At 38.0% G+C, this 13,684-nt stretch carries 10 protein-coding genes; 6 read left to right on the forward strand and 4 right to left on the reverse strand.

The genetic code is table 11. From position 1 onward, the window contains the following. Positions 1-28: 28 nt before the first annotated feature. Together rimI and N3A72_03215 are read right to left on the reverse strand one after the other, a co-directional pair. Positions 29-484: a ribosomal protein S18-alanine N-acetyltransferase gene (gene rimI, locus N3A72_03210; protein ID MCX7918620.1), complete on the reverse strand. Its 456-nt coding sequence runs from the start codon at positions 482-484 to the stop codon at positions 29-31. Positions 485-624: 140 nt separating this feature from the next. Next, positions 625-3,045, reverse strand: coding sequence for a PBP1A family penicillin-binding protein (locus N3A72_03215; GenBank protein ID MCX7918621.1), 2,421 nt, complete (start codon positions 3,043-3,045; stop codon positions 625-627). A gap of 379 nt (positions 3,046-3,424) precedes the next feature. On the opposite strand from N3A72_03215, the gene N3A72_03220 reads away from it, so the two are divergent. The 6 genes from N3A72_03220 to N3A72_03245 all read left to right on the forward strand — a co-directional run bounded on the left by N3A72_03220 (position 3,425) and on the right by N3A72_03245 (position 12,565). Further along, the gene (locus N3A72_03220) at positions 3,425-4,306 is read left to right on the forward strand and encodes a mechanosensitive ion channel family protein (protein ID MCX7918622.1); all 882 of its coding nucleotides are present in this window, start codon (positions 3,425-3,427) and stop codon (positions 4,304-4,306) included. A 227-nt stretch (positions 4,307-4,533) separates the two neighbouring features. After that, positions 4,534-6,864: an O-antigen ligase family protein gene (locus N3A72_03225; protein MCX7918623.1), complete on the forward strand. Its 2,331-nt coding sequence runs from the start codon at positions 4,534-4,536 to the stop codon at positions 6,862-6,864. Positions 6,865-6,934: 70 nt separating this feature from the next. Then, positions 6,935-8,116, forward strand: coding sequence for a glycosyltransferase (locus N3A72_03230; protein MCX7918624.1), 1,182 nt, complete (start codon positions 6,935-6,937; stop codon positions 8,114-8,116). A gap of 76 nt (positions 8,117-8,192) precedes the next feature. Next, complete coding sequence (locus N3A72_03235) at positions 8,193-10,886, forward strand: YfhO family protein (protein MCX7918625.1); 2,694 nt, start codon at positions 8,193-8,195, stop codon at positions 10,884-10,886. A 3-nt stretch (positions 10,887-10,889) separates the two neighbouring features. Next, complete coding sequence (locus N3A72_03240) at positions 10,890-12,032, forward strand: glycosyltransferase family 4 protein (protein MCX7918626.1); 1,143 nt, start codon at positions 10,890-10,892, stop codon at positions 12,030-12,032. 209 nt (positions 12,033-12,241) lie between these two features. Further along, positions 12,242-12,565, forward strand: coding sequence for a hypothetical protein (locus N3A72_03245; protein MCX7918627.1), 324 nt, complete (start codon positions 12,242-12,244; stop codon positions 12,563-12,565). Positions 12,566-12,573: 8 nt separating this feature from the next. Here N3A72_03245 and N3A72_03250 read toward each other — a convergent pair whose 3' ends face one another. Beyond that, on the reverse strand, positions 12,574-13,062 hold the full coding sequence (locus tag N3A72_03250; protein ID MCX7918628.1) for a hypothetical protein: 489 nt from the start codon (positions 13,060-13,062) through the stop codon (positions 12,574-12,576). Positions 13,063-13,235: 173 nt separating this feature from the next. Then, positions 13,236-13,637: a PaaI family thioesterase gene (locus N3A72_03255; GenBank protein ID MCX7918629.1), complete on the reverse strand. Its 402-nt coding sequence runs from the start codon at positions 13,635-13,637 to the stop codon at positions 13,236-13,238. Positions 13,638-13,684: the final 47 nt, after the last annotated feature.

Raw genomic sequence — 13,684 nt, forward strand, 5'->3', positions numbered from 1 at the left:
TGTTGTTCAATGTTAAATGTGAAATGAATTATAGCATGCTTTTCAGCATGACATACGCATCTTCGATAGGATTGTGATAGAAATTATGGCGAATAGCGATTTCGCGGAAACCGAATCGGCGATAGAGTTCAATTGCGGGAGTATTTGAAACCCGAACTTCGAGTGTGATCTTTTTTATCTTCCGTTTAATGGCAAGTTCAATGATATGCTGCATGAGTAAACTACCGATATGTTTTCGGCGATATTCTCGATGGATAGCGAAATTGCCAATATGCGCTTCGTCAAGTACTTGCCAGAATATCGCATATCCAATGACTTTACCGTTATCTTTAACGACTAACGGTGTAGAAAATCCCTGTTCTTTCAATTCTGTAGCGAACATGCTCTTTTTCCATGGGTCGCTGAATGATTCTTCTTCAATCTGCACTACGGCATCTAAATCCGATTCCTGCATGAGCATGATTTGGATATTATGCTCTACCATTGCTAAAAACATTAACCGTGATGACACGTAAAGATGTTCTTTCTGTATTATACTTCAGCGATTGCTGTGTGTCTTTTACGGTTAATTTTTTGTGTTAATCTCGAGTTTCAAATTTCGATATTCACATTTCGTTTAGAATTTTACGGTGCATCTGTCGGAGGCGCTTCCGCATCAATTTCCCCTGTCGAAATTGGAGTTAATCCGGTATGTTCGGAATCGCAATATTCCCTAGGTTCGGTACCTTCTTTGAATGCTTCTCGATATATATAGAAGGTTTTCCCGCCATCTAAATCAGAGGCTTCTTTACATCGCGCGGTCGCCTTTTTCCCAGTGGCACTGCATAAATCAACAAAAACAATTCCCGGCGGAACTGGGAAATCAGTTACTTCTGTTCCTTCTAATACTCGCAGCATAAAATCTCGCCAAATTGGTCCGGCACAACGACCGCCAGTCATCGCATGTCCGAGTGGAGCGCGTTTATCATACCCGACCCAGACGCCAACCACTAAATTCGGCGTATACCCAATAAACCACGCATCAGAATAATCACTCGAGGTTCCGGTTTTCCCGGCAGCAGGTCGATTGAATTTACTTCCAACATAATAGGCAGCGGTTCCGCGTTTGATAACCCCTTTCATCATATCGGTTATCAGATAACAGGTTTGTGGACTGATTACTTCCTTCGATTGTATGGTAAACTCTTCAATCACCCGCCCACTATGGTCAGCAATTGACCGAAATATGTTCGGCTGATACCACGTTCCACCATTGCAGAAAATCGCATAGACTGAAACGAGTTCTATCGGCATAACATCGCAACTTCCAAGCACCAACGATAAATCCCGATTTAATGTTCTATCTTCCGTATCCGGTATTCCTAACCGATGTGCATATTCGAGTATCGTATCAATCCCTATCTTCGACCCGAGCCGAACCGTAGCGGCGTTTAACGAATGCTCTAATGCATATCGAAGCGTTACTGCCCCGCGATATTTCCCATCATAATTTTTTGGTGCCCAGGTTTTATTACCGAACGTGAAACTAATCGGTGCATCCGTGATAATATCCGAAGGAACATACCCATTATCTAACGCAGCAGCGTAAACAATCGGTTTAAATGCAGACCCCGGCTGACGATACGCCTGTATTGCACGGTTAAACTGACTTTCATTAAAATCATATCCACCAACCATAGCTTTAATTCCACCTGTCTGTGGGTCAATCGCAATCAATGCCGCTTGGACATGCGGTTCTTCGACTAAAACAAGCACAGGATCACCTTTAGCATCAACACTAACCAGTTTAACCAGCAGATAATTCGCTGGTTTCAAAATATTCTCCGGCGCTAACCACGGCAACTCCTCCGGAAGTTTTAGCGTCACTTGTTTTCCAAGAGCATCTACGATAACCGATTTCGGAAATTTTCGGGTTTTCAAATCGATTGGTTCAGATAATCGGACGATTTTAACCAATCCAGTCTGATTCAATTTCAATGCGGTTTTTTTACTCTTGCCAGCGAGATTCCGCAATTCCTGTTGTTCTTGTTCAATTCGCTGTAAATGGAGTTTGATTAACTCTTGGGCAGCTAATTGCATTTGCATATTCATCGTGGTATACACACGGAGCCCTTCTTTATAAATTGCATTCGTTCCATAGTTCGGATCGCTTTCCAACTCGCGCCGTACCTGTTCAGTAAAATATGCAGCTGCGGTAAATCGTTCACGGCGTTTGGACAAGATGATTGCAGAAAGTTGCGCCCGCGTTGCAAGATTTTTAGTGATATAACCTTCTTCGAGCATTCGAGAAATAACATAATTCCGGCGTTTTTTCGCTCGGTCAAGATTCCGAAACGGCGAATAATATTCCGGAGCGCGAATTAATCCAGCTAACAACGCGCATTCTGCTAGATTTAATTGTGTAGCAGATTTCCCGAAATAGAGATTTGCCGCTGCTTCAACTCCGTATGCGCCATGACCAAAATAAATCTGATTCAAATAAATTTCAAGGATTTGTTCTTTCGAATACTTTTTCGATATCTGCATCGCTAGTACTGCATCTTTTATTTTCCGTTTAATTGTTCGTTCTCGACCGGTATAGAGGATTTTCGCTAGTTGCTGCGGGATCGTTGACCCGCCTTGAACCACTTTCCCTGCTAATAAGTTCCGCCAGGCAGCCCGAACTAATCCACTATAATCTATCCCATGATGTTTATAAAAATTTTTATCTTCAACAGCAATAACCGCATTCTGCAGATTTTTGGGGATTTTCGAGAGTGGTATGCGAATTCGGTTCTCAATGGCAAGTTCGCCAACCAGTTCATTCGTATCGGAATATATTTTGGTTACCTGAAATGGCTGATATTGCATTAGAGCGTCCAGGTCAGGCGTTTTGAATACCGCCGGTGCAGTTATCGCGAATACCACCCCAGAAACTAAAATGAGTCCGATTAACACTAAACAAATAATTAACATTCGACGGAACCACGGATGTCGATGACGCCAAGTACCGCTCGTTCTCTGAAGATATCTAGGCGGGTTCCGTTGCGCAAAATCCTTTCCCATCTTCAATTCCTCTTTCCTAAAATAATAGTTAAACCATAATATATGAGCAAAAAATACACCAAGATATTAATTGGATTTTAGTAGATACATTTTTAATTGATTTTATTTAAGTTAGAAAAAATATTCAATTTGTTTATTTATATAATTAAGAATACCCTGAATTCTGTTCTGTGTCAACTTATCTACATAACAAAAAGATAACGTTTGATATTAACCAATTTACATTTTTTTAAGTTTAGTTTTGTACCAATCTTTTACAACGATTTTATCCGATAAAAATTAACGTTATCTCTATTGTTATGAAGATTATATTGTCAATAAATTTATGATATACTATTCATTAATTTATAAAACCGGCAAATATTACTTGATATACAGTATGACGTCAAATACCACGAGCCAGTATTCAGGTCAAACTACGATAAATTTCTTTGATTTCCATCAAGTTATTTTGAATTATATTGACCGATTTTTTAATCTTTTACCGAATATTTTCCTCGGTCTACTCATTTTCCTACTATTTTATCTCCTATATCGGTTTTTGCGGGTAATTTCAGAACGCGCAATGCAGAAAGCGAAATTAGCCCCTTCGGTTATTGACGCGCTCCTATCTCTATTAAAATATTCAGTGCTCGGGTACGGTATCATTCTCGGTTTAGAACCGATTTTCCCGCGGATAACTTCGCTTCTCGCTGGATTAGGAATTCTCGGAATTGCTATCGGTTTTGCTGCAAAAGATACACTGGCGAACCTTATTGCCGGATTTAGCATTTTTTGGGACAAACCATTCGAAATCGGCGATATTGTTACACTCGATGGCACTACAGGGAAAGTTGACCGGATTACCCTTAGAACAACTCGATTGGTTACTCCGGAAAATTATATGGTTAGTATTCCGAATCAAAATGTAATTAATAATAAAGTAATTAATCTAACTAAACTTAAAAAACAACGCATTGTGGTTCCGTTTTATATCGAATATACTGATTCGATAGAAAATATGCGCAGTGAAATTCAGGCATTATTCAATCAATGGCAAAAAGAAAATCGGATACTTGCAGAACCAGCTCCACAAATTGTCGTGACCGAACTACGCTCTCCACTTCCCGCTCAACCGATTGCGACATTGGAAGCGTGGGTATGGATAGACCCGACAGATAATAAGGCTTTAACTCCGTTTATCCTACGGGAAAAAATACTAGCGATACTCACATATTATCGTAAGATAACCGGACAAAAATCTTCGAATAACGTTAGTTAAAAAGGTTACTGCTTTTTAGGTTTAAGGCTACAAGCAATATTGGATTCTTTGCAATGACACGTTCTCTATTTTGGATTAGTTTTATTTTTTTCCTTATTGCTTTCGGTTTATTGCTTATCGACTCTGATTATCTCCCCTGGCTGGTTATCCTAATAACAATCGTATATTTATTTATTCTCAATCTGGACTTACTATCCGGTTTAATATTATTTATTTTTATTTTCCCAATGCTTACACTTTTACCGACACAATTAAAGGGGTTTCCCATTTCGTTAGCTGTAATCATGTTATGTTGGTTAATGTTTATCACCTTATTTAAAAGAAAAGAAGCTAGAATCCTGAAAAAATCACCGTTGGATATTCCCCTAACCTATTTAGTGATTCTACTATCATTTTCAGTTGTTACTACACTTCTTACTCTTAGTTATGCACCGATAACATTCGTTTTCTTGAAATGGTTCCAAAGTATCCCAAGTATTTTTACGACTTATCCAGAAGACCGGTTTATCAGTGCTATTCACAGTTATCGAACCCTAGTTATCGGCATTGCGTTTTTCTATTTATTATTATTCTACCTGAAAGAACACGATAAAAATTGCGACCGTATTATCACTACGCTCTTAATTGCAAGCGGGTTTATGAGCGGGTACGGTCTCATTCAATACGTTACTCAATGGAATCTATTGGAATACTGGAAACACATTTCACCGAACTTAACCCGGATAAACTCAACATTCACTGACCCGAACACCTATGGTGTATATCTTATTCTCGTTATTCCGATAGTTATCGCAAAGGTGTTATCCGCTCGAGGGGTATCATTCATCAAATACAGTGGATTAATCTTCTTATTATTGCTCAATTTACTTTGGACAGGCTCGCGTGCTGCTTGGTTTAGTTTTGTATTGAGTTCAATTTTCATGGTAATAATCATTTCCTTTTCTCGAATGCGGAAAGAAATTTCATATCAGTTTATTCGAAACCATTTCACTAAAATTAGTATTATACTGCTGATTGTAGGCATATCCACCACCATAATCCTGATTATCATTTCTACCCAAAATCCTACCACAACAGATTTAAGTCAACATAAATCGTATTGGGATGTGTTGAAATTTTCGCTTAATACCCACGCGGACGCAGATACGATTCTCAAAAATCGGATTCCGTTATGGCAAGCAGCATTCGCTATGGTTACTTATCAGCCGTTGGTAGGAATCGGGATTGGTTCATATCCATTTTGGTTAGAATATTTCCTTAAACCGGGTGTAACCACTTTTTTGCGAATCGCATATGCCCATAATTATTATTTACAATTTGCAGCAGAACTCGGGTTAATTGGATTCGGTTTATTTCTGTGGCTGATTATCGTAATCTTCATTATTGGCTGGAAAGCGATTAGAAATAATGGATTGGTTCCCTTAGGGTTGTTGACGGGGCTTATAGCATTCCTGCTAGCGCAATTAACCCAGCATTCTCTCGTTCAAGTTGAAATGCAACTTTTATTCTGGATCCCTGTTGCATTACTCACTTCGTTGTCCCCTGATTGTTCTTCGACTACAACGTTCCGACACGAAACGAACCTGCAAAGAAAAAATATAAATGTCATATCTGCAAAAGCGAACATTGGAGTATTTATTCTTCTTCTTATCGCGGTTTATGGGTATAATTCTATTACTTCAGACAAAGTTAAAGACCGGTTGGATTATACGGTGGGAATGTATAAACCGGAACAAAATTCCGGATATTATTTTCGCTGGATAAATAAACTTGCTTATAAAAAGATTGGTATCCGTGCGCGGAAATTTACGCTACCGATACTTACCTATCGACTCGATACCACACAATATCCGGTTACTGTTTCAATTTATCTGAATCATACACTAATTGACCGATTGACTCTAACCCGAAATGGCTGGGGAGAATATGAATTTATCGTTCCGAATACTATTCCATCAAGTAAACCAGGGAAAAAAGATGCGGTATTATCCATTCTGGTTGATAAAACTTGGAATCCTTGGCAGAGGCAGGAAGGAACGACCATCTGGGATTACCGTCGGCTTGGGATAGGTGTAGCGCAAATTCAATGGGCACAACCGATGGAACCTACTGATCACCTCGAGCTCGATCTCGGTAACATCTCTGCTCGACCTTATCTGGCAACCGGTTGGTTTGCTGATGAATTAACAGCTGATAAACGAACTTCTTACATCTGGTCACAAGGAACCCGTTCAGAACTGTTTCTCCCGTTAATTCCCGAAAAAAATTATGCAGGAATACTTCGAGTTATGCCATTTGTTTACCCAAATGCACCGCCGCAAATAATTCATATTTTTATGAACAATTTCCCGCTACAATCAATTACTTTAAAAAATGAATGGTCCTGGCAGGAGGTTAAATTTTCAATACCTTCATATACCTTATCAACAACTGCAAATAATATTCTCAAATTGGAATATAGCCGTGTTAATGTGCCGAAAGATGTGATTCCGGATAGTATTGATACGCGGGAGATAGCGGTTTCGTGTGATTCTGTTATCGTTATACCTGAACCTTGATACCAGACAGGTAATTTCGTAGACAAAAACTATGATACCTTACGATTCAATCAAATCCATTTAAAAATGTATGAAAATAGCTATCGTTATACATCGGTATGGTCTCGACATAAACGGCGGCTCAGAACTGCATTGTCGATGGATTGCAGAACGACTCGCTAAAACCAATCAAGTTGATATACTAACAACCTGCGCGAAAGATTATATAACTTGGCGAAATGAGCTCCCGGAAGGAACCCAAGAACTCAACAGCGTTACCATCCACCGATTTAAGGTTGAGCGAGAACGGAATATATATGAATTCGCCTTGCAATCAAAAAGAGTATTTCGCAATCCGAAGATGAACTCTGAAAAAGCGGAACTTGCCTGGTTAAAATCAGAAGGACCGTATGCTCCGAAATTGATTGAATATATAACACGATACCAACATAATTATGATATATTCATTTTCTATTGTTATCGTTATTATTTAAGCTATCATGGCATACTTACTGTTCCTAAAAAGAGTATCTTAATCCCAACTGCTGAACACGACCAGACGATATATTTAAAAATTTCGAAAACTCTGCTGAATAAACCGAAAGCCATAATCTATCTAACCCCGGAAGAAAAACAACTGATCGAAAGTATAACCCATAATGAATCGATACCAAATGCAATACTCGGGGTCGGAATCACCCCTCCTGCTACTTTACAAATAGAAGATTTTAAAAAGAAATATCAGCTAAACGATGATTTTTTACTATATGTTGGCCGGATTGACCCGAATAAAGGATGCGACCAGCTATTCCAATATTATTTGCACTATTTAAAAACTCATCGTGAAAGCAGACAAATCCCTAAATTGGTTTTGCTCGGGAAAAATGTAATGAAAATCCCAAAACATCAGCAAATTGTTTATCTCGGTACTTTAAATGAGCAAGATAAATGGAACGCACTCGCTACCGCGAAACTATTTATCATGCCATCAAAATATGAAAGTTTGTGTATAGCATTACTTGAAGCAATGAGTGTAGGAAAAGCAGTGCTAGTTAATGGAACCTGTGACGTACTTAAAGGGCATTGCCGACGGAGTAACGGCGGACTATATTATCAATCATACGAAGAGTTTGTAGCAACCCTAGACTATTTATTACATCACGATGCCGAACGAAGACAACTCGGCGTTCAAGGTAAAGAATATATAGATAAAAATTATTCTTGGGAAACGGTAGAATTTGCTTATCGTGAATTTATCGAAAAACACATATAATCAATTCCATTCAATCTATTACATGCATCGGTTGCTAAAATACATTACAGAATACCTATTTCCATTAGTATTATTTTTGTTTATAGCTTTATTGATTTTTGGTAAACCTATTATTACCGGAAAATGGTTGGTAGTCTTCGATGAATTTGATGAAGCATATCCGTTACAAAAATATTTTTTTGACTCTATAAAATCTGGTATATTCCCATTATGGAATCCATATATTCTTTCTGGATATCCTCTAATTTCACAGACGCAAGCAAGTATTTTTTATCCCTTAACCTGGCTGTTGTTAATCTTGCCGTATCGTATAGCAGCAAATACTCTATTAACCTTACCTTATGTGTTAAGCGCTTTTTTCACCTATCTTTATTGTCGGGAAATCAAATGTAGTCGAATAGCTAGTATCCTTTCCGGTTTAACCTTCGCTTATTCGGGATATCTTATCGGTCATTTTTCGTATAACCTCGGCGTAACGCATACTGCGATTTGGCTTCCGGTTATCCTATTTTTTGTTCAAAAAGCAATATACCAACATAATTGGATATACCTTTCCGGTAGCGCATTAGGTTACGGGCTAGCAGTATTAGCTGGACATGGACAAATTTTTGTATATACTGCTCTGTTGATAATTGGATATGGAATCTATATGAGTTATATTCAGAAACGTTTTTTCCCAATAGTATTTTGTTCGCTCACCATATTTCTTGGTGGACTCCTTGCCAGCATCCAAATTCTTCCTTCTTTCGAAGCATTACAACTTAGCATCCGGAGTAAATTATCCTACGCTGCATTTAGTGCAGGTTCTCTCAACCTGCCACAAATCTTAAAAGCGATATTAGTTCCCATCACCATTTCACCCGATGCAAGTATATTCGTTTTACCTGTTTCTTTATTCCTCGTAGGTCTTTTGGTAATTGTAATATTCACAAAACGAAACCATCTTGAATTAATCCATAACCAATTGGTTATATTTTGGGGATGCATAGCATTTCTAGCCTTACTGCTCATCGCGGGTCGACATACTCCATTGTACCGTTTATTATACCTTGTGCCTCCATATAATTTATTTCGGGGTGCATTTCGGAATAGTTTTGAGTTTTGCTTTGCCCTATCTATTCTTGCAGGAATCGGATTTGATATTGTACAGAACCAAATTACTAAAACGCTCCAATGGAAATGGTCTTGTTACCTCGGGACGATTATTCTCTCTATCATTTTCATTTTCTTATGTCTTTCCTCACAACTTGCGATGCAATATTCATTATGGTTTCTTATGTTGAAATTCATATTAGCTGGCAGTATAATCAGATTACTTTTTTCGATTAAAAAACCGGCGATACAACTTGGGTTAATACTGATTTTTCTATTCGAACCAACACTCTATTTAAAAACCTGGTTTATTCAATATTCACATACTTGGTTATCAACCTATACAGAATTACCGCTAGTTAAATTTCTTCGTTCACAATGTCCTGTTGAACGATATCGATACTTACCCTATAACTTTTTCGAAAATCTGCCACAAAATACTCGAGTGTTTGGAATGAACCTACCGAATCTTATCGCTGCAGGCAGTATCGCTGGTGTTGAACCGGTTATGCTGAAACGTTACGACCAACTTCTTGGCAATAACACTGGAACAATACCTCCTAGCATTGGAAGCAATACATTTTCTTTTTCTAGTATATTCCGAAATCATCAGCCCCTTTTAAATTTACTCAATACCAAATATGCCTTAATCCCACATGAATGCGAAAATCTACATTTTGAATATCCTGATGGCACTAGCGCTACCGGTAGAACAGTTGCTGTAGAAATTAAACCCACTTATATTTCTCGAGTTGATGTTGTTTCCTATCTCAGCAATGCGGTAGAAATCGCACAAAATGAACCTGTAGCTAATATATATCTCACTACTACCCAAAATCAACAGATAAAAAAAACGATGCGTGCCGGGGTAGATACCGCAGAATGGGCTGCGGATAGACCAGATGTCACCTTGCGCTTAAAACATCAGAAAACCGCAATTCAAACGAGTTTCCTGGTTGCTTCAACGTATCAAGGGCATATATATCGAACTAGCTTCAAACTTGATACCCGTTCAGAAATAAAACATATTGAATTTGAATTTATAGCACCTGTTCCGCAAATAGGGATTCATATTTGTGATATACTTGGATATGATGCATCAATAAAACAGGGCAAGCGATTTTTTATCATCAAGACACTGATAGACCCTATTTGGCAAAAAATAACCACGATATCTCAAATTGAAATTTACGAAAATAGAAACGTTCTCCCTCGAGCCTGGTTAGTATCCCAAGTCAAAAGTTTACCAGCTGAAGAAATTTGGAGAACAATTTATACCGGAAAATTTGATGATGGTCATGAATTTAACCCTCATAACGAAGCGCTGATAGAACGTGAGGTAAATTTACAATTTGAGAAACCAACTCAACAACCATCGGTAAATATTATCAAGTATGTTCCAAATAAAATAGAATTAGAAACGTTCTCTCTTACTTCATCATTCTTAGTATTGAGTGAAATAGATTATCCCGGTTGGAAAGCGTTCGTAAACGGTAAAGAACAGCAAATATATCAGACGAACTATATTTTACGTGGGCTCATATTACCTCCGGGAAATAACCGAATACAGTTTATATATCAACCAGTTTCATTTAGGGTTGGATTTATTATCTCTAGCATTACCTTCATTGTTCTTATGGGAATGATTGTAATTAACTTTCTTAGAAGGAAAGAATAACCTATGAACGTTGCTATTGATGCTCGTGCATTAATACCTCAGCCGACGGGAATTGGTGTTTATCTAAAACATCTGCTTGATGAATATGCGCAAATGACAGAGGAACATACCTATTATCTCCTTTCAAGTCGTAATATCTGTTATACAGCACCAGCAAACTTAGCACGATTTAATCGTATTGAACAATATGGTCTACCAGGTAATATCTGGCTACAACTACAGGTACCGAAATTGCTAAAGCGATTGGGAATAGATATATTTCATTCGCCGTTCGGCGTAATCCCATTTCGGTGTCCCTGTGCCTCGGTAATTACCGTCCATGACTTAACGTTCCATTTTTATCCGAAATTAACCGATATAAAGAATCGGTTACTCTTGCCGCGATTAATTCCTAAATCATTGAATCGAGCAACAGCAATCATTGTTGACTCAAAAGCGATAAAAAACGAGCTGGTTGAGCTTTACAAAATCCGAGAAAATCAAATCGAAGTTATTCATCTCGCTCCAAGTTCTTTTTCACGTCTTATCCCAAAAGAAACCGCTAGAAAATATCTTGCTGAGCGCTACGGTATTCAATCTCGATTTATCCTTTTTGTCGGTACGTTAGAACCACGGAAAAATATCGAAGTATTGCTAAAGACATACCACCAACTTCCTACAGAATTACGGGAAAAATATCAACTCGTTCTGGTTGGTAAAAAAGGATGGCAATATCAATCTATTTTTAAATTAATTGATGAATTAAATTTACAAAACCAGATCATTTTCATGAATTATGTTTCCGAAGAAGATTTACCTTTTTTTTATAATGCAGCAGCAGTGTTTGTGTATCCTTCACTCTATGAAGGGTTTGGATTGCCGCTGGTAGATGCACTCGCTTGCGGAACTCCGATTATAACCTCTAAAATCTCATCTATGCCGGAAGTTGTTTCGTATGCTGGAATTTTAATAGATCCGAAAAATGAATCTGAGTTAATTAAAGCTTTATCCCGATTGCTCACCGACCAAGAATTAGCTAACCATTTATCGGAAAAAGCATTGAGTCGAGCACACCATTTCTCTTGGCAGGATACCGCACGTAAAACGTTCGAGGTATACCGCAATGCGGTTCGGAAATTTACCGTCCAGCAATTTCAATCAAAATAGATAAATATAGAATTTTTCACTTGACAAAAGCATGGGTTAGGAGTAAACTAAGAGTGGTAAATGGTTATAATCATACTGAGGGTATTCTTATGAAACAATAAACCCACCGAAGTATTATTCAAGGCTACTGCGGTGGGTTTTTCTATTGATAAAAATAAACCAACGGTTAATCCAGGGATTTGAGGGGGACGGCTAATGAGGTGAGCCAAATGTATTATCCATTAAAAAAGAAGAATTTTTTGGATAGAATCAAACAGTCCCCAGATGAACAGCAAATCGTTAATTATTTCTATCATCATCCAAATGCTTGCCAGACTTTAGAAGAAATTGCACAAGACCTCGGAAAACAACCTGATGAAATCGAACCATTCGTCCGTGAACTGGAAGAACTCGGCGTGTTGCATAACTGCGGTCCGTTATGGGGAAGTCCTTTCTATGCTAGCAGATATACCGAATTCTATTCTCTGTCAAAAAATGAAGAATTGCAAAAGGTTTTTGAAGAATTAATTGATACCCAACTGCTTAGTTCGTAACTATCCTTCTATTGATATCGCGGGATATATCGTATCCAAATAACGGCTTCAACAATTTGCCTGCCGTCATTGTCATACATTATCTTGTATCCTTTAGAGATATTTTCGATATCCCGTAGATTTATTCCACGTTCAATTGCATCAATAAAATTGAAAATATCGTTTTTATCCCGGGCACGTAGTCGCATTGTTACGGTACCGATTTGCAGTTCATCGAACGACAATATTTGCACCTGATTTTCATCCGCCATACGCCGTATCTTAAGGTATTCAGATATCGGTTTTCCTAGCGGTGCAGATTGGGGTTGACTTGGCTGATAAACTTGCTGCGAATTAGGTTGTGCTTGGGTCGTGTTCGTCGCCAATTTCTTTTCTTGCTGTTTAATCGGATTAATCGAATCGCTGAAATATCCGATAACATTTTCCCGTGGAAAATAAAGATATACTAAAACCCCAACGGTTATCAATATTCCGATAGTCACTAATTTTCTACTCATAATTGCGAACGGCCTCTATTACGGTAAAAGTATAATACTAAACCAACTCTTTATCAACTAGTCTGTTAGTTACTCCCATCCCAATATACAGTTCAATTAGCTTCCAAGCAAAAATTACCGTAGAATAAAATCGAAGCATTTGATAAATTCATCTCGACTCTTAATGAAACTGGTTATAAGAGGATCAATTTTGCCGTAGCAAAAGCATACCGGATAGTTCGATCAGCTGAGAGAAGCTCAGCTTCCGTTTGGACTAATCGTTTATTCTGCTGGATTAGCTTTGATTCCGCTACTAACGGTGTACCTATTTTAACTGCTTTTTTATATCGGATATTAATTTCCGCGGTCATCACACGCAAACCAAGTTCATAAGCCAAGCGAACCATAACTTCGTCAAGAATCGTTGAAATTAATCCACCATGAAGATATTCTGCCCAACCCTGATGATATTCCCTAGGAGTAAATGTAGTTCGGAGAGAATTCTGGTCTATCCGAGTAAATTCCAAATGCAAACCGTAAGGATTAAGTTTTCCACAAGCAAAACATTTCTGTTCATCCTTCAAAGGAATTACCATAAGATTTTTTTCTTTAACAAAAGAATACCTCCATTAAGAAACGAATA

It is taken from the genome of bacterium, assembly GCA_026416715.1.
In the GTDB taxonomy this organism is placed as follows: domain Bacteria; phylum UBP4; class UBA4092; order JAOAEQ01; family JAOAEQ01; genus JAOAEQ01.